19 protein-coding genes are annotated in these 22,479 nt (G+C 67.9%); 6 read left to right on the top strand and 13 right to left on the bottom strand.

All coding sequences use genetic code 11. The features are described 5' to 3' along the window. Window positions 1–6: 6 nt before the first annotated feature. From VGI12_02160 to VGI12_02150, 3 genes are all read right to left on the bottom strand, one after another. Complete coding sequence (locus tag VGI12_02160) at window positions 7–792, bottom strand: TonB C-terminal domain-containing protein (protein HEY2431447.1); 786 nt, start codon at window positions 790–792, stop codon at window positions 7–9. A 63-nt stretch (window positions 793–855) separates the two neighbouring features. Then, window positions 856–1,335, bottom strand: a complete 480-nt coding sequence (locus VGI12_02155; protein HEY2431446.1) for an ExbD/TolR family protein — start codon at window positions 1,333–1,335, stop codon at window positions 856–858. Between the two features lie 33 nt (window positions 1,336–1,368). Further along, a complete protein-coding gene (locus VGI12_02150) occupies window positions 1,369–2,133 on the bottom strand; it encodes a MotA/TolQ/ExbB proton channel family protein (GenBank protein ID HEY2431445.1) in 765 nt (254 codons plus the stop codon). 135 nt (window positions 2,134–2,268) lie between these two features. On the opposite strand from VGI12_02150, the gene recN reads away from it, so the two are divergent. The 6 genes from recN (at window position 2,269) to VGI12_02120 (ending at window position 10,701) form a co-directional block, all read left to right on the top strand. After that, window positions 2,269–3,939 carry a DNA repair protein RecN gene (gene recN / locus VGI12_02145; GenBank protein ID HEY2431444.1) on the top strand — a complete coding sequence of 557 codons (1,671 nt, stop codon included), beginning with the start codon at window positions 2,269–2,271 and terminating at the stop codon, window positions 3,937–3,939. Continuing rightward, window positions 3,936–5,312 carry a tRNA (N6-isopentenyl adenosine(37)-C2)-methylthiotransferase MiaB gene (miaB, locus tag VGI12_02140; protein HEY2431443.1) on the top strand — a complete coding sequence of 459 codons (1,377 nt, stop codon included), beginning with the start codon at window positions 3,936–3,938 and terminating at the stop codon, window positions 5,310–5,312. The genes recN and miaB overlap by 4 nt, the downstream gene beginning before the upstream one ends. 1 nt (window position 5,313) lies before the next feature. Beyond that, on the top strand, window positions 5,314–5,787 hold the full coding sequence (locus tag VGI12_02135) for a bifunctional nuclease family protein (protein HEY2431442.1): 474 nt from the start codon (window positions 5,314–5,316) through the stop codon (window positions 5,785–5,787). A gap of 469 nt (window positions 5,788–6,256) precedes the next feature. Continuing rightward, entirely contained in the window at window positions 6,257–7,042 is a 786-nt protein-coding gene (locus VGI12_02130) for a ParA family protein (GenBank protein ID HEY2431441.1), read from the top strand. Window positions 7,043–7,060: 18 nt separating this feature from the next. After that, entirely contained in the window at window positions 7,061–7,888 is an 828-nt protein-coding gene (locus VGI12_02125; protein HEY2431440.1) for a ParB/RepB/Spo0J family partition protein, read from the top strand. A gap of 419 nt (window positions 7,889–8,307) precedes the next feature. Beyond that, window positions 8,308–10,701: an LptF/LptG family permease gene (locus VGI12_02120; GenBank protein HEY2431439.1), complete on the top strand. Its 2,394-nt coding sequence runs from the start codon at window positions 8,308–8,310 to the stop codon at window positions 10,699–10,701. On the opposite strand, the gene VGI12_02115 is transcribed toward VGI12_02120, so the two are convergent. From VGI12_02115 to VGI12_02070, 10 genes are all read right to left on the bottom strand, one after another. Next, window positions 10,674–11,093 carry a GntR family transcriptional regulator gene (locus VGI12_02115; GenBank protein HEY2431438.1) on the bottom strand — a complete coding sequence of 140 codons (420 nt, stop codon included), beginning with the start codon at window positions 11,091–11,093 and terminating at the stop codon, window positions 10,674–10,676. The two genes, VGI12_02120 and VGI12_02115, sit on opposite strands and share 28 nt — an antisense overlap. A gap of 57 nt (window positions 11,094–11,150) precedes the next feature. Beyond that, complete coding sequence (locus tag VGI12_02110) at window positions 11,151–12,791, bottom strand: hypothetical protein (GenBank protein ID HEY2431437.1); 1,641 nt, start codon at window positions 12,789–12,791, stop codon at window positions 11,151–11,153. 78 nt (window positions 12,792–12,869) lie between these two features. After that, complete coding sequence (metK, locus tag VGI12_02105) at window positions 12,870–14,018, bottom strand: methionine adenosyltransferase (protein ID HEY2431436.1); 1,149 nt, start codon at window positions 14,016–14,018, stop codon at window positions 12,870–12,872. 89 nt (window positions 14,019–14,107) lie between these two features. Continuing rightward, a complete protein-coding gene (xerD, locus tag VGI12_02100; protein HEY2431435.1) occupies window positions 14,108–14,986 on the bottom strand; it encodes a site-specific tyrosine recombinase XerD in 879 nt (292 codons plus the stop codon). Then, the gene (locus VGI12_02095; protein HEY2431434.1) at window positions 14,983–16,662 is read right to left on the bottom strand and encodes a hypothetical protein; all 1,680 of its coding nucleotides are present in this window, start codon (window positions 16,660–16,662) and stop codon (window positions 14,983–14,985) included. The genes xerD and VGI12_02095 overlap by 4 nt, the downstream gene beginning before the upstream one ends. Continuing rightward, window positions 16,659–18,686 carry a hypothetical protein gene (locus VGI12_02090; protein ID HEY2431433.1) on the bottom strand — a complete coding sequence of 676 codons (2,028 nt, stop codon included), beginning with the start codon at window positions 18,684–18,686 and terminating at the stop codon, window positions 16,659–16,661. The genes VGI12_02095 and VGI12_02090 overlap by 4 nt, the downstream gene beginning before the upstream one ends. After that, window positions 18,670–19,893, bottom strand: a complete 1,224-nt coding sequence (locus VGI12_02085; protein ID HEY2431432.1) for a BatA domain-containing protein — start codon at window positions 19,891–19,893, stop codon at window positions 18,670–18,672. The genes VGI12_02090 and VGI12_02085 overlap by 17 nt, the downstream gene beginning before the upstream one ends. Further along, window positions 19,890–20,780, bottom strand: coding sequence for a DUF58 domain-containing protein (locus VGI12_02080; protein ID HEY2431431.1), 891 nt, complete (start codon window positions 20,778–20,780; stop codon window positions 19,890–19,892). The genes VGI12_02085 and VGI12_02080 overlap by 4 nt, the downstream gene beginning before the upstream one ends. Before the next feature lie 18 nt (window positions 20,781–20,798). After that, window positions 20,799–21,824, bottom strand: a complete 1,026-nt coding sequence (locus tag VGI12_02075; protein HEY2431430.1) for a MoxR family ATPase — start codon at window positions 21,822–21,824, stop codon at window positions 20,799–20,801. 66 nt (window positions 21,825–21,890) lie between these two features. After that, window positions 21,891–22,448, bottom strand: a complete 558-nt coding sequence (locus tag VGI12_02070) for a tetratricopeptide repeat protein (GenBank protein HEY2431429.1) — start codon at window positions 22,446–22,448, stop codon at window positions 21,891–21,893. Window positions 22,449–22,479 lie beyond the last annotated feature (31 nt).

Here is a 22,479-nt window from a genome sequence, read left to right as displayed (position 1 = left end):
GCTGAGTTATCGATACGTGAAGTCGAGGATCACCGTCAACCGATCGCCGCGATACGGCGCCGGCAGCGGCGGCAGCCGCCGCGTCTGTTCGAGCGCGCGCTGCGAGGCCAGATCAAGGAACGCGCCGGCGCTCTGATCGGCCTTGATATCGGTGATCGTACCGTCGCGCTGCACGACGAATCGAAAGGAATTCTTGCCGGGCGTGCCCTGGTTCGGCCGCCAGTTCGCATACACCAGGCGCTGCATCGTGGTCAGGTAGTCGGGGCAGCAGAAGTCGGAGGTGTCGGTGCGCACGCCGCCGACGCCGTTGCCCCCGGTGGCCAGTCCGCCAAACGGGATCGGCGTCGTCTGACCGGTCTCGGTCCGGGCCGTCCCCTGACGGACCTCCGGCCCCTGCGTCGGCGTGCGGCTATGCAGTTGCGGCGTCTCTTTCCGCGGTTCCGGCGTGGTCACCGACTTGGGCTCGGGGCGTTTCGCCGGAACGGGTTCGACCATCTCGGGCCGGGTGAGCATGGGCGGCGCCTGTTCCTTCGGCTTGGCCGTGTCCGGCGCGGCCTGCTGCACCGGTTTGGCGGACGCGGGATTGTGCCCCTGAATCGGCCCTTCGCCGCCGGCGAGCGAGATCGTCATCACGTGCTCGTCCCTCGCCGGACCCGAGTCGGGCCAGAGACGGCCCGACACCGCGACCGCGCCGAGGAGCAGCGCGTGCGCAAGCAGCGACACGACAACCAGCTGCGACAGGCGATCGGCCTGGTGCGAACGATCGATCAGGATTTCCGTGACGGCATCCACGGCGGACTCGCGAACGGTGAACGGCTGACTGACAACTGGTACCTGCTCATGTCTGGCACACGCCTACTGCTTACTCCCCGCGCTCCGCGTGGCAATCGCGACCTTCTCAACGCCGGCGTCCTTGAGCTTGTCGGTGACGCTCATGAACTGCTGCATGGTCACCCCCTGGTCGGCGCGAATGAACACCGACTTGTCGTCGCGGGTGAGGAGCGCCTGGCGCATCCGCTCGGCCAGGACGTCGGCGCTGAACGGCGCCTCGTCGGCGATCTGCACTTTGTTGTTCCGGCCGAAGTCGGCGGGAATCGTGACGTAGAGCGGCTTCTGGATCGTCGGGTTGCTCGCCTTGCGCGCCTGCGGCAGGTTGACCTGCATGCCCTGCGTCATCATCGGCGCCGCCACCATGAAGATGATGAGCAGCACGAGCATCACGTCGACCAGCGGCACGACGTTGATCTCGGCGAGCGCCGTCGACACGCGGACGCTCCGCCCGCGACGACCGCGTCCGGCTGACGGCGCATTGGGAATCGACTGTACTTTCGGCACGTTCCTTCGTGTCCTTCGAATTCCTTCGTGTGCTTACGTGAAATTGCGCTCCGAGATATTCAAGAACTCCAGCGCGAAGTCATCCATCTGCGACGCAAAATCCTTCACCCGACCGGTGAACGCGTTGTAGAAGTACACCGCCGGCACCGCCGCGAACAGCCCCGCCGCCGTCGCGATCAGCGCCGACGCGATGCCCGGCGCGACGACCGCGAGACTCGTCGATCCCTCGGCGCCGATCCGCGAGAACGCGACCATGATGCCGATGACCGTGCCGAACAGTCCGATGAACGGGGTGATGCTTGCCGTCGTCGCCAGAAACGGTACGCGCTTCTCGAGCTTGGCGACCTCGACGGTCGTTGCGCGCAGCAATGCCCGGTCGACGCTCTCGAGGCTCTTCAAGGTTGGACGCGGCGCGGCGCCCGGCGGTCTGACTTCTCCCTCGCGCGGCGGCGTCTCGCGGCGCAGCTGCAGATTCAGTTCGGCATAGCCCGCCTGGAAGATGCCGACCAGCGGACTGGCCGGCACGCTCGGACAGATCGACTGCACCTCGGAGAACTTGGTGCTCTTGCGGAAGACCTGCAGGAACGTCTCGGACTGGCGCGCCGCGCGGTTGAACTGCTGCGTCTTTGCCAGCACGATCGCCCAGGAGACAGCGGAGAACAGAAGCAGGAGCAGGAGGACGCTCTTCGCCAGCCAGTCGGCGTCGACGATGAGGCGGACGAAATCGATTCCGCCGGTCCCAGAACCCGGCTGCCCCTGCGCCTGGAGCGCAAGGGCGACGTAGCCAAACGTGAGCAAACGGATCCTCCGCCCGAACCTTTCAAAGCACGGGCCACTCGGCGCCGCTGGGACAGCGCTGACGCCGAGGAGAGTAGCACGCCGCGAAAAGCGGCGTCAACCATTTGATATCATGGAACTTCCGCGCAGTCGAAAATGATCCGATACCTGAGCGTCGCCAATCTCGCGGTAATCGACCGGCTGGAGCTGGAGTTCGCGCCAGGCCTCAACGTGCTCACCGGCGAGACAGGCGCCGGTAAATCCATCCTGGTCGGAGCGGTTGGGCTTCTGGTCGGCGGGCGAGCCAGCGCCGATCTCGTGCGCACCGGCGAAGACACCGCCGCCGTCCAGGCCGTCTTCGAGACGCCGGACGGACGAGAGGTCATCGTCCGCCGCGAAGTGTCGGCGCAGGGCCGCAGCCGGGCATTCGTGGACGGCGCGCTCGTCACCAGCACGGCGCTGCGTGATGCCGCGGGATCGCTCGTCGATCTGCACGGTCAGCACGAGCACCAGGTGCTGCTCGACCCGGCTGCGCATCTCGATCTGCTCGACGAGTTCGCCGCGCTGACGACGGATCGCGACGGCGTCGCGCAGGCCTTCCGATCCTGGCAGCAGATCCGCGACGAACGTGCGCGGCACGCCGCCACCGAGCAGCAGAGAGCGGCGCGCGTCGAATTCGTCTCGTTCCAGCTCGCGGAAATCGACAAGGCGAAGCCGCAGCCGGGAGAGGACCAGGAACTGGCGGCGACGCGGACGGTGCTCGCCAACGCCGACCGGCTGCAGCGACTCTGCGCCGAAGCCTTCACGGCGCTCTACGACGGCGACGCCGCGGCGCTGCCCGCGCTCGGCACGGTCTGGAAGAAGGTCGGCGAGCTCGCCGCCCTCGACTCGCGGTTCACGCCGTATCTCGACGCGCGCGAGATCGTGAAGCTGCAGCTCGAGGACCTGGCGTTCTTCCTGCGCACATACTCGCAGGACATCGACGCCTCGCCGGCGCGGCTGCAGGAGATCGAGGATCGCCTCGCCGTGCTGGAGCGTCTGAAGAAGAAGCACGGCCCGTCACTGGCGCAGGTCCTCGAGAAGGCAGACGTCCTGCGGCGCGAGCTGCACGACGTCGAGCACGCCAGCGAGCGCGCCGCCGAACTCGACCAGCGGCTGCTGGCGGCGGCGTCGGCCTATCGGGGCGTCGCCGGCGCGCTCTCGGAACGCCGGAGGGCCGAGGCCCGCGCCTTCGGGCGGGCTCTTGAATCGGCGCTGGCCGATCTGGCGATGGCGAAAACCCGGTGCGAGGTACGCTTCGCCGAGGGCCTGGGAGAGGACGGCTGGAGCGAGCGCGGCATGGACACAGCGGAGTTCTACATTTCGCCGAACCCCGGAGAGGAGCTGCGCGCGCTGGCCCGGGTCGCCTCGGGAGGCGAGCTCTCGCGCATCATGCTGGCGTTGAAGACGCTGGCATCGACCGACGCGCCTGGCAAGACCCTGATCTTCGACGAAGTCGACGCCGGCATCGGCGGCGCCGTCGCCGACGTCGTGGGAGCCCGTCTCCGCCTGCTTGCCGCGCGCGTCCAGGTACTCTGCATCACGCACCTGCCTCAGATCGCCGCCTATGGCGGCACGCATTTCCGCATCGCCAAGACCGTCAAGGCAGGCCGCACCACGACCTCTGTCGTGCGGCTCGAGGGAGCGCAGCGGGAAGAGGAGATCGGACGGATGATGGGAGGCGCCGACGTCTCCGCCGCCGTCCTGGCGGGCGCGCGCGAGATGCTCGAGTCGAAAGCGAACAAAAAGCAAAAGTCGCCGCGACGCGCGATGGACAGGCAGGAATGAAGTACCTCATCGAGACATTCGGCTGTCAGATGAACCACCATGATTCCGAGCGGATGGCCGGCCTGCTCGAACAGGCGGGCTACGATCGGACAGACGACGACCGAGACGCCGATCTGATCGTCATCAACACCTGCAGCGTCAGGGAAAAGGCGGAGGAGAAGCTCTACACGCGGCTCGGCGAGATTCGCGTTCAGGGAGAGGAAACCGGCGTGCGGCCGGTGGTAGCGGTGGCGGGTTGTGTCGCGCAGCAGGAAGGGGAGCGGCTCCTCCGCAAGACGAATGGCGGCGTGATCGACGTGCTCGTCGGCACCCAGTCGCTGAAAATGCTTCCGGTGCTGGTGCAGGACGCGAGATCCGCGTCCTCCGGCCCCGGTTCGCCCGCGGCGGCGCGCGTCGATCTCGATCCGCACGACGACGTGTCGTTTCCCTTGGGGATCGCGAGACGAACGGAGCCGCACAAGGCCTACGTCACGATCATCGAGGGCTGCAACGAGTTCTGCGCGTTCTGCGTCGTCCCGTACACGCGCGGCCACGAACGGATGCGCTCGGTCCGCGACATCGTGGCGGAAGTCCGGCAGGCCGCCGACACCGGCGCCAAGGAGGTGCAGCTCCTCGGGCAGATCGTCAATCACTACCAGGCGCCCGACGAGGCGTGCGACTTCGCCGAACTGCTCGCGCGCGTACACGACGTCGCAGGCATCGAGCGGATCCGCTTCGCCAGTCCGCATCCGCGGCACGTCACGACCCGGATGGTGGAGGCGATGCGGGATCTCCCGAAGGTATGCCGGCACCTGCACCTGCCCGTTCAGAGCGGCTCGACCCGCGTCCTGGCGACGATGCGGCGGCGGTATACCCGCCAGGAGTATCTCGATCTGGTCATCAGCCTGCGAGCCGCCATCCCGGATCTTGCGCTGTCGACCGATATGATCGTCGGCTTCCCTGGCGAGACGGATGCCGATTTCGAGGACACGCTGACGCTGACTGCGGCGGTGCGGTATCACAGCATGTTCTCGTTCAAGTATTCTCCGCGGCCCAATACGCTTGCGCTGAAGCGGATGCCCGACGAAGTGACGGAGGAGGAGAAGACGCGGCGGATCGTCGCGTTGCAGTCGCTGCAGAAGCAAATCCAGGGGGCGCTGTTCGAGGCGTCGGTCGGCAGGGTGGAACCGGTCCTCGTCGACGCGAAGAGCCGGCGGCGCGACTGGGAATTGTCGGGCCGGACCCCGGGCAACACGGTGGTGAATTTCCCTGGTGAACCATCCTGGGTGGGCCGCATCGTGCCGGTCCGGATCACCGGCGCCAATCCGAACAGTCTCAAGGGGAACCCGGAAGCCATGAGTGCGAGCCTCGGAGCGGGGCGTTATGCAAATTGAAATGACGATCAAAGGGCTGATGGTCGATCCGATTACGAACATGCCGATCATCATCCTGCGCGACAAGGATGGACAGCGCGTCCTGCCGATCTGGGTGGGGGTGTTCGAGGCGAATGCGATCGCGCTGCAGATTGAGAACGTGACGACGCAGCGGCCGATGACTCACGACCTGCTGAGAAATGTCATCCACGACCTGCGCGGGCGCATCGACAAGATCGTGGTCTCGGACCTCAAGGAGAACACCTTCTATGCGCTCATCTACCTGACGGTGGGCGGCGAGGTGATGGCGCTCGACGCCCGCCCGAGCGACGCGATCGCGCTCGCCCTCCGCGCCCGGGCACCGATCTTCGTCGAGGAGACTGTCATCGACTCCGCCAAGACCGCCGACCTCGTACCCGACAAGGGGGAGACCGAGCGCCTGCAGAAATGGTTGGAGTCCCTCGATCCGGACGACATGGGTAAGTACAAGATGTAGCACGGAGGGCACGAAGGAGGACGAAGGAGGGAAGGAGGGAAGGAGCGGCGCGAAGGACGGCGAAGGGGCGAAGGAAGGCGAAGGGGCGCCGCGAAGGAGCGAAGACCGCGAAGGGCGAAGGGGCGGCGCGCGGCAAGACGGAGACGGGAGCGGGCGGCTCAGGGAGCAGGGGAGACCAAAGTCATTTGGGGTCGGGTGCAGGCCAATCAAACTCAGCGTTTCTCCAGCGAGTTTCTGCGCATCTTCGTCCGACCTTACATCTTCATCCTCGCTCGCTTTATCGCCCTCGCATCATCGTCCGCCCTCGCATCTTCGTCGTCTCTCACGTCTTCGTCGCCTCGCCCCCTCGTCCTCGCTCTTCAGCCCCTCCGTTGTTGTCCTTCGCCTCTTCGAATTCCTTCGTTCCTTCGGTTCCTTCGCTCCTTCGCCTCTTCGACTTCCTTCGCTCCTTCGAGTCCTCGAATCCTTCATGTTAATATCGGCCCCAGCGCCCCAGATGATCGTCGCCATCGCGAATCAGAAAGGCGGCGTGGGTAAGACCACGACCGCCATCAATCTCGCCGCCGCCCTGTCGCTCCGCGGCAAGCCGACACTCCTCGTCGACCTCGATCCCCAGGCCAACAGCACGATGTCGTATCTGGACGTGAGCCAGGTCCAGCGCAGCGTCTATGACGCGATCGCGGAGCAGGGGGTCACGTTCGACGACGTGATTGTGCCGTCTTCGCAGCAGCCGAATCTCTGGGTGGCCCCGTCGCGGATTGCCCTCGCGAAGCTCGAAGCCAAGCTGGTCGGCGAGATCGACTCGCACTACCGGTTGAAGGATCGCCTGCAGCCGATCGCGGAGCGGTTTCCTCATATCGTGATCGATTGTCCGCCGACGCTGGGGCTGCTGACGGTCAACGCGCTGGTGGCGGCGACGCATCTTTTGATCCCCATCCAGTCCTCGTATTTCGCGCTCGAGGGCACGGACGATCTCCTCGAAACGATCGAGAAGGTCCGGGCGCGGGCGAACCCCGGGCTGCAGATTCTCGGTGTCGTCATCACGATGCACGACAAGCGGACCTCGCTGGCGCGGGACATCCGGGCCCAGATCGACAAGGTATTCGGCAACAAGGTGTTCAAGACCGTCATCACCAAGAGCGTCCGGCTGGAAGAGAGTCCTGCCTACAAGGAGTCGATCTTCACGTTCGCCCCCGATTCGACAGGCGCCGCGGAGTATTACCGGCTCTGCGAAGAAGTCATGGATCGCGCATGAGGGTCGAAAAGGAGAGTCATGACCGCTAAACGAGGATTGCCGTCGACGGTGCGCATGCGGCACGACGAGCACTATGTGGATGCGCTGACGAGCTCGGCCGGTGCCCCGATCGGCCGCCTCATCGCGATCGACGAGCTCGACCCCAATCCCAACCAGCCGCGCCAGGTCATGGGAGACCTGTCGGAGCTGATGGCGTCGATTGCCGAAAAAGGCATTATTGAACCGATCATCGTTCGGCCTCGCGGGACCCGATTCCAGATCGTCGCCGGCGAACGACGTTACCAGGCGGCGGTGCAGGTGGGTCTGCGCGAGATCCCGATCGTCATCCGCGATGTCGACGAGGCCGAGATTATCGAGATTGCGCTCATCGAGAATCTCCAGCGCAAAGACCTGACGGCCTTCGAAGAAGCGGAAGCCATGCAATCGCTGGCCAGCCGCTGCAGCTATACCCACGAAGACATGGCGCGCAAGCTGGGGAAGTCGCGCACGTCCATTACCGAGTCGCTCTCCCTCAACAACATGCCCGACGAGGTGAAAAACCTTTGTCGGCTGGCCGACATTTCTTCCAAATCATTGCTTCTAGAGGTAGTTAGACAGGGTGATTTCCAGAAGATGGTCACCCTGGTCGAGCGCATCGCCCGGGACGGCGGCGCCACGCGTGAAGAGGTCCGCCGCGACAAGGACGTCCCGAAGCCGAAAGCCGGACGCCCGAAACACTACGTGTTCAAGTACCGGCCGCCTACCAAAGCCTTCAACCTGCAGCTGCGATTCACGAAGTCCAAGGTCGACCGCGACGAAGTGATCGAAGCGCTGCAGGCCATCATCCGCGACCTCCGTCAGCAGTAACCGCGACCGCCGCCGACTCGGTGCCGGTGCGGCGAATCTCCAGGGGCGGTCTAGCACGAGTTGCTGTCGTTCGGCTCACCGGAGACTCGGTTCCACACGGCTGGGTTCGAACCCCGGAGCCGATCGACCTCGGCGAAATCGTCCGAGCAAATTGCATAGGCGCCGATCCTGAGCTCCGAGTAGGGCCAGAAAGCGCGTGGAGTCCCGCTAGCGGGTAACCGGCAGCGGCCACCACATACGCAGGGGAATGTATAAGTATTCAGCCTTTGGTTAACATAACATGCATTATCAGAACCTGCGGAAATAGCCAGAAAACAGTGCCTGTGCAAACTCCGCGCACCCAAAACGCGGTCGTCCGACCGAACTCGCACCCTCCGCTGTCGGTGGAACGAATCCCTGCGGTATCCTGAAGACCGCCCGTGAAAACGCTCGACCGCTACCTGATTCGTGAAACCCTGCCGCCGCTGTTCCTGTCGCTGCTCATTTTCACGTTCATCCTGACGATTCCGCCGCTGATGGAACAGCTCGAGGCGCTGGTCGCCAAGGGCGTTCCGTGGGGCGTCGCCGGACGGATGATGCTGACGCTCGTCCCGCAGTCGCTCGGCCTGACCATCCCGATGGCGCTCCTCGTCGGACTCCTCATCGCCCTCGGGAGGCTCTCGGGCGACCGCGAGGCCGTGGCGCTCCTCGCCTGCGGCGTCAGCCCCTACCGGCTGCTCCGGCCTGTGCTCCTGCTGGCGGCCGTCGCCGGCCTCGTCCACCTCTACGTGATGATCTGGGCGATTCCCGACGCCAACCAGACCTTCCGCCAGCTGTCCTACGACGTCATCTCGAAAAAGGTCGAGAACGACGTGCGGCCGCAGGTCTTTTTCCAGGAATTCCCGAACCTCGTGCTCTATGCGCGCGACATCCCGGTACAAGGCCCGGGCGGCTGGAAAGACGTCCTCGTCGCCGACACCCGAAAGGCCGGGGCGCTCGACCTCTACATGGCGCGCAACGGGCGGCTCAATCTCAACCGCGAGAAGCAGACGGTCGACCTGGTCCTCGAGAACGGCACCCGCTATTCCAGCCAAGGGCCCGACGGCCGGCAGATCGATACCTATCGCTTCAGCGAACAGCTCGTGGTGAAGCTCGACCCGAAGAGCGTGTTCCCTCACACCGACCTGATGCGCGGCAACAACGAGTTGCCGATCAGCGATCTCTGGAAACAGGCCGAGGACAAGCTCCAGCACGGCCTGCCGGCGCACCAGGAGATGGAGTCCATCCAGCAGCGGTTCTCGTTCCCGGCGGCGTCACTGGTGTTTGCGGTGATCGGCGTGGCGCTCGGACTCAGCGTCGCGCGGGACGGCAAGGTGGCGGGCTTCGTCGTCGGAATCGCGGTGATTTTCGCCTATTACATCCTGCTGTACCTGGCGCAAGCGGTCACCCGCGGCTACTACGTCGGGCCCCATTCCGATCTCAAACCGCTCCTGATCGCCCAGATGTCGCGGTGGATTCCGAATCTCGTTCTGCTGCCCTTCGGCGTCGTCGCCCTGATCTGGCGGGCCCGCTGGGCCGAGGGCCGCCTGCCGTTCCGGAGCATCGTCAGGCTGACCGGCGCCCTTAAGGGTTGGCTCGATCGCCGCATCGCCTCCGGCAAGGCCGGCAACCCGATCGGCGCGTCATCGACGGCCACGCCGTCGTCTCAGCGCCACGGCGTCGTCGTCGTCATCCGGATTCCAAGCCTCTCCTGGCTGCTCCCCAACATCCTCGACCGCTACATCTCGACCATCTACCTGCGGGCCACGGCCATTTCGTTCGCGGCGCTTCTCGGCATCTTCTACATCTCGACGTTCATCGACAAGACCGACAAGGTCCTCAAGGGCCAGGGCACGAGCCAGATGCTCCTGATGCTGCTCGGCTACATGACGCCGCAGTTCATCTACTACGTGATTCCCCTCTCGGCGCTTCTCGCCGTGCTGGTCACCTTCGGCCTGCTGAGCCGATCCAGCGAGCTGTCGGTCATGAAGGCCTGCGGCATCAGCCTGTACCGGATCAGTGCGCCGCTGCTCCTGCTGTCTCTGGGCTGGAGCGGCATCCTCTACGGGCTCGAGCAGCAGGTCATGGCGAAGGCCAACGAGAAGGCCGACGCGATCGACTCGAAGATGCGCAACAAGCTGCCGCGCACCCTCAACCCGCTCGATCGACAGTGGATCGTCGCGCACGACGGCACCATCTATCACTACGATGCGTTCGACGTGGTCTCCAAGGCGCTCCTCAACCTGACGATCTACGCCCCCGCCGCCAAGGGATGGTCGCTCGACAGTCAGCTCTTTACCGCCAAGGCGGAGTACGAGCGCGGCGAGTGGATCGGGCGGAAGGGCTGGGAGCAGAAATTCACCGTCCAGAAAGGGGGCTACGCCGCCTTCTCGGAACGGCGGCTCCCCCTCGAGCCCCCGAGTTATTTCGAGACCGAAGCCCCGGTGGCCGACATGATGACGGTGCCCGAGTTGAAGCGGTACATCAACCAGCTCAAGGCCAGCGGATTCAACGTGGTACCGTTTACGATCGACCTCCAGAAGAAGCTGGCCTTTCCATTCGTCACGGTGGTGATGACCCTGCTGGCGATTCCGTTCGGCCTGACCACGGGCAAGCGCGGCACGTTGTACGGAGTCGGCATCGGCATCGTGCTGGCGCTGGGCTATTGGATCGTCATGGGCGTGTTCGCGGCGATCGGCAAGGCGGGCGTGCTCAATCCGGTCATGGCGGGATGGGCCCCCAACATCCTCGCCGCCGGGTCTGCCGTCTACCTCTTGTTGACCGCCAGGACCTGAGCCTCGTCTGGCGTGACTGCCGGGGAGGTCGGCGCGATCTCTTTGAGCGCGGCCATCAGATCGCTGGCCAGCAACCCGTGGCGGAAGGCTTCGCGGAGCGCCCGTTCGGCGAGCTGACGCGCAATGGCCTGCGACGACCGCCGCGACTCGCGCGGCCTGGCCGCGACGAACGCGCCCAGTCCCCGCCGCATCTCGACGATCCCCTCCTGCGCCAACGTGCGGTAGGCGTGTTGGACCGTGTTGGGGTTCAGTTTCAACTCCGCGGCCACCTGCCGGGTCGCCGGCAGCGGCTCGCCTGGTTTCAGCACGCCAACCGAAACGGCGCGTTGAATTTCATCCGCGATTTGGCGATAGACCGGCCGCGGGTCGTCGGCTCGCACCTCGACAAACATCGCGGCAGCATAGCGCACTAGTTGGGGCGTTTACTAGTTATCTAGACAACTAGTGCACTATTTTACTAGTGCACTAGACTCAATCGTGAATCGTCCCGATTGCCCCGGCGCGGCGTTCGTCAAATCGACGACCAGGAGGATCGATGTCACGGCAGCCGGGTCCGGCGACCGGCCATCCGGGTCGCCGAACTCGCGCATCTCGGCAAGCGCGGCGTGGATGAGGTGGACCCGCTCGTCCACGAAAAACGAGGTACCCCACCGGTGGCCGTCGGCCGTCCGAACCTGGACCGCAATCCGCGACGGGCGCCTTGCGGTCAGCGCGAGCTCGACGGCGCGGAACCGCTGACCGGAGACGTCGCTCGCAAGCGCCGCGTACTGGCTGGCGCGATCACCCTCCGCAAGGCGGTAGTCGAACTCCGCGGAATGGGCGCCGGCCCGAAGACTCGCCTGAGACACGGGGTCTTTCTCGATCCGCCACGGGAAAGGCGCGATCTCAGCCGGTAGCGTGTCTCGGTCGGTCCGGTTGGACGTCTCGGATGGCGATGCCCCGCCCGCGAGCGTCCCGATCACGATTGGGTTGCTGACCAGCCATGGCACCGGCGGCTGACCGGGCGCTCCCGCCACACGTCCTTCGACTCGGTACGCACCCGCAGCCTCTGCCGGCACTTCGCGGCGGATTTCTCCGGACCCTCGCGTCAGCTCGCCCGCCGGCCCGATGAGCACGAGCTCGCCGCCGCGCGGCAGCGTGGCGCGGGCGACCAGCGTCACGGTGGCGCCGGAAGGACTCGCATGGAAATCGAGCAGCGCCGGCGTCGCCAGACTGTCGATCGTCGTGAACACGCTCCCCTTTCGAATCGCCTCGAATACGAGCCGGGCGTCGAGGCCGGCGTCGGTGGACAGGGGGCGTTCCAGGATCACGCGCAGGCTCAGCTCGCGAAAGCTCGCCTCGTAGCTCGGGATGCCGATCGTGCTGAACAGCGTGCGGTTCGCGTCTTCGATCCGCGAGCCGGGGCCGCCGTGCGCGTCGGAGGCGCCAAGCGCGATGACTCTCCTGTTCCGCAGGAGCGCGTCCCAGCGGTCGAGGGTCGCGGGCCGATCGAGGAGCGACGCGAGCGCGCCAGCCGGACGCAGAAAGTACGCGAGTCCGGCCCGGGCGAGCGTGACGCCTGTCTCGTCGCGCCATTCGCTGTCGGCGTTGATCCACTCGAGGCCGTCAATTGGCGACGTCGCGTCGGTCCAGCGCAAGGCCGGTTTCGGGGAATCGGGATGCGCGGCGATGCCGAGGCCGCCGAGCCGGGCGACGTCCTCGACAACCGCCGCCCCTGCTCCGCCGAGCGGATACGGCGCGGGCCGCATGTCGAGCGCTACGTAGTGTCCCGCGTCGGCGCTGATCTCGACGGCATCGAGCATCAGCACGCCGTCCATGTATTCGGGAGAATCGGCCGGGCGGGTGCCGTCGCCGTGATCGGTGAGGATGACGAACGTGAGCCCCGCGCGCGCCGCCGCCGCGGCGATCGTCCGCTTGTCTCCGTGGCCGTCCGATCGCGTCGAGTGGACGTGGTAGGCGCCCTGGACCGTGCGCGCGGCCAGATCGTGCCAACCCGACGTGTCGACTGACGCGGGGGATGCGGGCAGGATCGCAAACAGAAAGACGCTGACCGCGGTCATCGCGATCAGCGTCCAGATCAGTCTGCGCACAGGGGCCAGACCGGGGTCAAACCGGGGTCAGACGGGGGTCAGACCGGGTCAGACCACCTTCGCCCGGGCTTTGCCCTGTTACGTGGCGTCCGCGCGGAGCGCGTTGGCCTTGTCGGTGCGCTCCCAGGTGAACTCCGGCTCGGTCCGGCCGAAATGGCCGAACGCCGCGGTCTTCTTGTAAATAGGCCGCCGCAGATCCAGCGACTCGATGATGCCGCGCGGCGTCAGCTTGAAGTGCGCGCGTACCAGCTCGCTGATCTTCTCGTCGCCGATCGTGCCGGTACCAAAGGTGTCGATCAGCACCGATACCGGCTCAGCCACGCCGATCGCATAGGCCAGCTGCACCATGCAGCGCTCCGCCAGTCCGGAGGCGACGACGTTCTTCGCGACGTAGCGGGCCATGTAGCACGCCGAGCGATCGACCTTCGTCGGATCCTTGCCCGAGAACGCGCCGCCGCCGTGCGGTGCCGCGCCGCCGTAGGTGTCGACGATGATCTTGCGGCCGGTGACGCCGGCGTCGCCGTGCGGACCGCCGACCACGAACCGCCCCGTCGGGTTGATGAGCACGCGTGTCTTCGCGTCCATCATCTCCTTCGGAATCACCTTGTTGACGATGTTCTCGGTGATGTCTTCTCTGAGCGTCTCGTTGCTGACGGTGGGGCTGTGCTGCGTCGACACGACGACGGTGTCGACGCGGACCGGCTTGCTGCCGTCGTATTCGACGGACACCTGCGACTTGCCGTCCGGCCGGAGATAGTCCATCGAGTGGTCGCGCCGGCGCTCCGACAGGCCGCGCACCAGCTTGTGCGCCAGCATGATCGGCAGCGGCATCAGTTCGGGCGTCTCGGTGCAGGCATACCCGAACATCAGGCCCTGGTCGCCGGCGCCGCCGGGATCCACGCCTTGCGCGATATCTGGCGACTGTCCGTGAATCGACGAGAGCACGGCGCACGTCTCGGAGTCGAAGCCGAACTTGCCGCGCGTGTAGCCCACTTCCTTGATCGTCTCGCGGACGATGCTGGGAAAGTCGACGTAGCAGCTGGTGGTGATTTCGCCGGCGACGATGGCGAGACCGGTGGTGACGAGCGTCTCGCAGGCGACGCGCCCGACCGGGTCCTGCGCGAGAATCGCATCGAGAATCGAGTCGGAGATCTGGTCGGCGATCTTGTCCGGGTGGCCTTCGGTCACCGACTCCGACGTGAAATGATAACGACCGTTACGGCTCATGTGCGAATCGAGCTCCTTCGGCTAGCGCAAATTTCGAGCAGGTAGAACCTTCGAACTGTACCACATCAACGAGCCCTCCGTCCGCGATTTCACTTCCGCGGGTGAAAGCGATCGTAGACGGTGCGCAGACGCGCCTCGAGCACGTGCGTGTAGATCTGCGTCGTCGAGAGGTCGGCGTGGCCGAGCATCATCTGGATGGAGCGCAGATCGGCGCCGCGCTCGAGCAGATGCGTGGCGAAGGAATGACGGAGGACGTGCGGGCTGAGGCCGCGCTGCACGCCGGCGGCGATGCCGTACGCTCTCAGCACTTTCCAGAAGCCGACCCGCGACAGCCGGTTGCCTCCCCTGGCGTTGACGAACAGCCACGCCGACTTGCGCGTCTTGAGGAGCGCCGGGCGGGCGTCGGCGAGATAACGGCGGACCCAGTCGGCGGCGGTCCGACCGAGCGGCACGATGCGCTGCTTGTCCCCCTTGCCCACGCACTTGAGATAGCCGGCATCGAGCGCGATGTCGCCCGGTTTGAGCGACAGCAGCTCGGTCACCCGCAGTCCCGTCGCGTAGAGGAGTTCGATCAGCGCCTTGTCGCGCATACCGCGAGGCGTGGCTGTGTCGGGTTGCGCGAGCAGACGGTCGACCTCGTCGAGCCCGAGATATTTCGGGAGCGCCGGCCACGCGCGCGGCGCCCGGAGATCCTCGGCAGGGTTGCCGGAGATCCGCTTCTCGACGAGCAGGAACTTGTAGAAACCACGAACGCAGGCGACGGCGCGGGCAACCGATCGCGGCGACAGGCCGCCGCTCATCAACTCCCGTACGAAGGCTTCGAGATCGACGCGACCGAGCTGATCGACGGTTCGGCCCTGGCGCTCGGCAAACCCGGTCAGCACCGCCAGATCGCGCGCGTAGCTCTCGACGGTGTTGGGCGACACTCGGCGCACGTCGCGCAGGTATCCGAGGTACGTCTCGATCACCGCAGGCCCCGCCGGCGGCGAATCGCCCACTCCGCCGTCAGGCAGATCGCGAAAGCCGCCGCCCACCACGGCGAGCGCGTCGCCGGCACCGACCGCGTCACCGTCATGAGCGGCAGGCGTTCGGCCATCGCGCCGACGAGCGCCCGATCATCGGTGAAGACACCGCCTCCGGACGCCTGCGCCGCGATCCGAAGAGACGCGGCGTTTGATGGCGGCCCAGCCGCCGCGGGGTCGGAGTAGACCAACGTCTCGCCGCGCGCGTCACCGACTGACGCGCTGACGACATACCGGCCTCCCCGAGCCGGGCGCCAATCGCCTTCGTAGAGACCCGGCTCACCGGACGGCCACAGGCGCACCGCCGTATCGCCGCCGATCGTCGCGTCGGCGGCGTGCGCGCGTGCCGGCCCGAGCCCGACGCGCTCCCCCGCCGTCAGTTCGCGATCGGCCAGTCGCACGCGAACGCGCACGGCGTCGCCTGGACGAACCACTGAGGGGCGCGCCGCCACCTCGAGACGCCTGGGCACTGTCGCCGCCTGCGCGAGCAGCGTCGCGGCCCAGAAGCGGCTGAACGCGCCGTCGCCGCGGTCGCGATAGCGCCACGCATCCAGCGCACCCGATACCACGATCGCGCCGGCGCCGCGGCGGATCGCCATCACGACCGGCCTGGCTGCGCCGTCGAGCGCCAGCGGCGTGGACGCCCCACCGGCCAGCCGCGGCATCGCGAACTCCGACGCGCTCAATCCCTCGCCTCCTGCGCGAAGCGGGACGGCAGTCTCGAGCTGCTTCGCCTCGAACGTCAGGCCCGGTACCAACTGGGCTGCGCGAGCGCCGGGAAGACGATCGGGTACGAACACGAGGATGCCTCCTCGCGTCTCGACGAACCAGCGCACCGCCTCGAACTCGGCCGGCGACAACCCCTCGAGGCTGCCGCACACGACGAGGTCGTAGGGCGCAAGCGCTTCCGCGCGCAACGCCGCCGGAGGAGCGCCGGCCAGTGTCGCGGCGGCCTTCGTTGCGTGCTGCACGCTCGCGACCCGAAAGCCCGGCTGCTGTTCGAGCGCCCGGCGCACGAACACCGCTGGCCAGGTGACGTCGGACTCGTAGACGAGCGTCGGGATGGGATCGCGTATCGGCGACGCGAGCACGTCCGCTGTAACCGGATCATCTGAGCTGCCGGGCGAAGACAACACGCGCACGCGCAGCACCGAGGCGCCGGAGGTGGCCGGCAAGTAGTCGAACGTCGCAGTCCACGTCTCGTCCTCGCCTTTCCAAGTATGGAGACTCGAGGCAACCGGCAGCCCTGTGTCTTCGAGCTGGATGGTCGTCGACTGCCCGGCGCGCCCGCGCGCGCGCAGCATCGCCGACACGGTGACGGACTGTCCAGCCGCACGCGTCGCCGACGCGGAGATCCCTACAATCGTCACGCCGCCACCCGGCGACAGGAGGTAGACCGGGCGCTGCGGCGACGGCGGGTCGACGCCGGGCGCGACGATCGTCGCGGCTTCACCGCTCGACACGATCGGAAATGCGGCCGCACGGAGCCGCTCCGCGAGGGGCGCGGTCATCGCGGCGGCGTCCACACGGACGCCAGGCCGCTCACGACGCGGCAACGGAATGCGCGGATCGGCGACCGCAACGAGGGCGAGAACGACGGCGATCCAGCGCAGCGCGCTCACCGGCCGCCACCCTGCAACGCCGCGGCGCCGGCAAGACGTGCGGTCTCGGCATCGATCGGAGCCGCGTCGAGGCGTCCCCGCTGCGCGCGGGTCGCGAGCGGCGGCGCCGCCGCGCGCAGCGCCTCTCGGGCGCGCGCGAGGTCGGCGCGGGCCAGCGCCGCGCGCGCGCCCGTCAACTGTCGCGACGCCTGCTGCACATCGGCGGCGCCGGGCTCGATCGCGATCACCCGCTCGGCCAGACGGCCCAGCCGATCGGATGCTCCCGCGTCCAAGCTCGCCGCGATGTCCGCGAGGTCGGCCAGCGCGGCACGCGCGGTGTCGGTCCGCGCGTCGCCAGCCGGCGGCGCGAGTTCGCGCTGCCAGCCACGCACGCCCGCGATATCGCCCGACAGCCTGCGGGCCGGGTCGATCCGAATCCGCGCCGGCAGCGCGCGCAGCAGATAACGGGCGTGGCCGAACGCGCGTTGCAGCGCGCGAACGGCCTCCTGGGCCGGCGGCAAGGCGGCGCGCGTATCGACGCCGGCGAGCGCCTGCTCGACAGTGGTCATGAGCTCGGTGGCGGCGACGATGTCGCGGCGCGCCTGGTTGGCGAGCCGTCCTTCCTGAATCTCGTGCGACGCTTCCGCCTCGACGACCTCGTCTTCCACTTCGCCGCCCAGCATGAACACGAAGTTGGCGCGTACGGCGCGCTGCTCCGCGGCGATCGCGGCCGCCGTCTCCCCAACCTGCGCGCGCGGCATCCCGCGCCGCTCCTCGGCGATGAGCCGCTGGATCTTCAGTACGATCATCGCCTGGCTCAACGCGTAGCGCGCGCGCTCGGGCGGCATGTCGATCCCTTCGAGCGGCACGTCGCCGGGGCCTGCAATCTCGACGAAGTAGGTCTCGGACGTGGCTTCTCCCGCTGCACCGGGGCGCGCGTCGGCGGCAACGCCGCGGTAGACCAGGACGTCGCCGGGCCCGAGCTTCAGTGCGGCCAGCGGCAGTGTCGCCTCCGCCGACCAGGCTCGATCCGACGCCTTCGCGATCGAGGCCGGGAGCGTTCCCTCGGTGAACGCGAACTCCTCTCCAGTGCCCGAGACGACCGTGTAGCGCAACGCCAGTTCGCGCAGACCGAAGTCGTCCGTGGCCTCGGCGCGGACGCGAACCTCCTTCATGGACACCGGCACGCGCAGGTCGCGCGCCGGCTCCGAGATGCGCACGGCCGGCGCAGCGTCGGGGACGACGGTGAGGGGGACGAGCGCGTGCAGGCCCACTCCCTCGACGCCGATCGATCCGCTCCCGAGCAGCGTGGCTCGAGCCTCGCCGCTCGCGTCGATCGGGAGCGGCACGCCGTTGAGACGAACCGCCGCCGCGCCCGCACCCGTCACCCGGATGACGGCGGTGCTGCCCGCGATCGCTTCGATAGAGGCCGGATCGCGCAGGTGTCGGAGCGGCCGTGCCGTATAGAGAGGCGACGTCACGTCGATGGTGATCGCCGCCGCGGCCGACGACGGCGGACGGCCCGCTGCCTGCGCTCCATGCGCCGGCTGCGCAGCCCGGAAGATCGGCAGCGTGAACACGACAGCCACGGCCGCGGCCGCGGCGGCAAGGCGCCCTGATCGAAGCGGCACGACACGCGAGATCTCGACACGGGTCATGGCCCGCGCCGCCGACCCGATTACGCGGTCGCGCATGTAAGCAGGCACGCGGCCAGGCTCCGCGATCAGCTCTTCGGCCGTGACCGCGAGGTTGCGCAGGAACGGGTGTGACGCTTCGATGAGCCCGGCCGCGCCGCGCGGCGTACGCCGCAAGGCGCCGCGCCGCCAGATCACGGCCGCGATGGCGGCGCCCCCCAATGACGCGCCCGCGATCAGCCCGCCGTGAGCGCTGATCGCAGGACGCGCGAGCGCCAGGATGACGGCACACCCCAACAGTCCTGCCGTCGCCGCGCGCATCGCGTCCGCCACGGCGATGCGCCTGCCGGCATGACCGACGATCGCGACAACCTGCGCGGCAGGCGACGACCCGTCAGGCGGCGTCTGCATGCGCCTCTCGCATCGCCTCGGCGCCGCGCCGCCTCACGACCGCCTCTCCGACGAGGAGCGCCAGCGCGATCAGCCACAACCAGCGACCGTCGTCCGCCTCGGGAGGCGTCGCGACGCCGTGCGGCACGGAGACGCGCTGCCACGCCGCCAGCGTCACATCGTCGATCGCGGCCAGCTCCTGTTCGCGATCCACGAACACCGGCTGCGCCGCCTCGACGACCGCGCGGACGATCGCCGGACCGACCGGCGATGCCGCGGACATGGCGGTGTGCGCCGTCAGCACGCCGTCGCGCTCGCCGATCGTCAGGCTCGTAGCCTCCCCGATCCAGCGAGGATCACTGGCCAGCCGGGTCGCCGCCGATACGATCCATGGTGTCGAGGGAAGCGCGTCGCGCGCGGAGCCTGCCCCCGCGAACGCGATCTCGACCGGACGCGCGGGATTCGCCGACACGACGCCGGAGGCGCGCGCCGCATCGAGTGCGCGGCGGGCCGCGGCCGCGTCTGCCGGCGCGGCCAGCACCTGTAGCGGGCCGCGACCCGCCGCGCCAGTGCGGGTCCAGGTCACCAGGGTCGCGTTCCCGTCCAGCGTCAGCGACGGGCTCCAGCGGCTGCCTCGCCAGCCATCGACGGCGGGCAGCGGCGCACCGGCTGAAGATGGCCGGCCGGCGCGAAGAAGGCGGATTCCCACGCCGGGCGGCACGACCGACAGATCGCCGGCGTCGATCGCGCCGATCTGGAAGTCCGACACGATGACGATCTCCGGCCGGCCGGCGGACGCGTTCTGCAGCCACGGCACCGCGCGCCTGATCGCGTCGTGCAGGTCGGCCGATTCGAGACGCAGCAGGCTGACGGCGCCGTGCGCCTCTCGATCCGCGATCGGGCGCGCGATTGCCGGCGGCACGCTCGCCGACGTATCGACGATCAGCGCCCGGGTGGTGCGAGAGGCCCAGGCACGCTGGCGCGCGGCGGTGACGAGCACCGGTTGCGCAGCGGCGAGCGCCGCGGCGGCGACGGCGGCGGAACGCAGCAGCATCAACCCGGGATCGGACGGCCGCCGCAGCCGCACCGCTGTTGCGTGAACGGACGGTACGAAGCGCATCGCCGGGAAGATGATCCTGGTCGCGTGCCGGCGCATGAGGAAATGCACGAGGATCGGGCCACCGACGAGCAGCAGCGCGACGAACGCGCCCGGCGCCTGCCAGGTCATGCGCCGGCGCTCCCTACGGCGCGGCGGCGCAGGTAGCCGCGCAACGCGCCGTCGAGCGGCGTGTCGGTCAGCACGCGCACGTACTCCATCCCGTGGCCGGCGGCGCGCGATCGCCATCGCTCGAGGAAGGCGGCGATGGCCTCGCGATAACCCTGGGCGGCGACACCGCCGTTCGACAGCACGCGCGCGTGCGTCTCGGGATCCTCGATCTCGAGGTCGCCGCGGAATGGCAGCTCGACCTCGTCGCGCGTCAGGACCTGGATCAGGATCACCTCGTGTCCGATGTGTACCGCGCGCGTCAAGGCGCGATCCACATCGGCGTCCTCGTCATAGAAATCGGAAATCACCACGAAGATGCCGCGGCGCGGCAGCAAGTCGATCGCGCGCGCCAGCGCCACGGCCGCGTGTGTCGCGCCGCCGGCGGCTTCGCGCGCCAGCGTCAGCAGGACGGCGCGCAGGTGCGCCGGGCCGCCGCGGCTCGGCAGATAGCGGCGTACGCCCTCGGCATAGGTGACAAGACCGACGGCGTCTCCCTGGCGCGAGACCAGATGCGCGATCGCCGCCGCCGTCAGGCGCGCATACTGGAACTTCGTCACGCCCGCCGCGCCGGCGTAGTCCATCGACGCGCTGGCGTCGACCGCGATCTGCATCGCCAGGTTCGTCGTCTCGCGGAACTGCTTCGTGTAGAGACGGTCGGTGCGCGCGAAGAGCTTCCAGTCGACGTACCGGAGATCGTCGCCCTGGCGATAGTGGCGATACTGGCTGAACTCGGCGGAATAGCCGTGAAACGGGCTCCGATGGAGCCCGGCGATGGTGCCGTCGACGACGCGTCTGGAGACGAGTTCGAGATCGCCGATGGCGGCGAGTGTCCGCGGATCGAGGAGCACCGGTGTCCTGTCTCCCGTCTAACCCCCGACCTTCGCGGTGGTCAGCAGCCGCTGCACGATCTCGTCCGCGTCGATGCCGTCGGCCTCACCCTGGAAGTTGACGAGCACACGGTGCCGCAGGACCGGCAGCGCCACCTCGTCGACGTCGCGGACGTCCGCCACCACGCGCCCGTCGAGGAGCGCGCGCGCCTTGGCGCCGAGCAGCAGCGCCTGGCCGGCGCGCGGGCCGGCGCCCCATCGCACCCACTTGCGGACGAATTCCGGCGCCTCGGCTCCGGCGGGCCGCGTCGCGCGGACGAGCGTCGCGGCGCGATCGATCACGTTGTCGGCCGCCGGCACGTCGCGGACCAGCGTGTGCAGGCGCTCGATCTCGGGTCCGCTCGCCACTGCCTCGATGCGCGTGCCGCCGCTGCCGGTCGTCGTCGCGAGGATCCGCCGCTCTTCGTCGCGCGAGGGGTAGTCGATGACGACGTTGAACATGAAGCGGTCGAGCTGCGCCTCGGGCAGCGAATAGGTGCCCTCCTGCTCGATCGGGTTCTGCGTCGCGAGCACGAACAGCGGCCGCTCCAGCGCATGACGCACGCCGCCGACGGTCACCTGGTATTCCTGCATGGCCTCGAGCAGCGCCGCCTGCGTCTTGGGCGGCGTGCGGTTGATCTCGTCGGCCAGGACGATGTTCGCGAAGATCGGCCCGGGCACGAACACCATGCGGCGCCGGCCGGTGTTGGGATCATCCTGGATGATCTCGGTGCCGGTGATGTCACTCGGCATCAGGTCAGGCGTGAACTGGATGCGCGAGAACTTGAGATCCAGCGCCCTGGCGAATGTGTTGATCAGCAGCGTCTTCGCGAGGCCCGGCACGCCGATCACCAGGCTGTTGCCGCCAGTGAGAATCGAGAGCAGGATCAGCTCGACGACGGCGTCCTGGCCGACGATCAGCTTGCGCAGTTCCGCGCGAATCTGGTCGCAGCCCGCCTTGAGGCGATCTGCGTGCGCGATGTCGTCTGAGGTCTCGAGGGCTGGGCTCGTAACAGTCGCTGCCACGTGATTGTCCGGTTGAAGTTTGCCAGGCGGTTTCGGTCTTCGGTCTTCGGTCTTCGGTCCTCGGTCCTACGGCTTCCCGTCAACAATTCTCAGCAACAGCTCCTGCGCTCGCACATAGTTCGGCGCTTCCTCAAGCGAATGCAGCACCGCCTTTCTCGCGTTCAGCACGTCACCCGCGTCGTGGTACGCGAGCGCGAGCTGATAGAATGCCTCCGCCTTGTCCGCCGGCGCGAGCGCGACCACCGCGCGGCGCTCGCGAAGCGCGCCCGTCTTGTTGCCGAGTTCCTGATACAGCGCCGCGAGCCGCTCGTGCACGCCCACGTCGAACGGGTTGATGTAGATCGAGCGGTCCAGCGCGTCCGCGGCTCCGGCCTTGTCGCCGGCGGCGGCACGAAGGCGCGCGAGCTCGATGTGTGCGTCGTAGTCGGTCTCGTTGTGCAGCACGTACTGCCCGAGCGCGGCCGCCGCCTTCGCCGAGTCACCCTTCCCGATGTAGATCTGCGCGAGCCCCGCGTACGGGCTGTCACCGCCGCCGTACTCGGGAAACAGGTCGCGCGCGCGCTCGAGCAGCGGGATCGCGGCGTCAGGCTGGCCCGCCTTTGCGAGCGTCACGGCGGCGAGCATCTGGATGCGATAGCTGCGCGGCGAGGCGTTC

The sequence above is a fragment of the Vicinamibacterales bacterium genome (assembly GCA_036496585.1).
Taxonomy (GTDB): domain Bacteria; phylum Acidobacteriota; class Vicinamibacteria; order Vicinamibacterales; family 2-12-FULL-66-21; genus JAICSD01.
The sequence above is the reverse complement of the archived record's forward strand: the minus strand, read 5'-3'. Positions and strand labels throughout refer to the sequence as shown.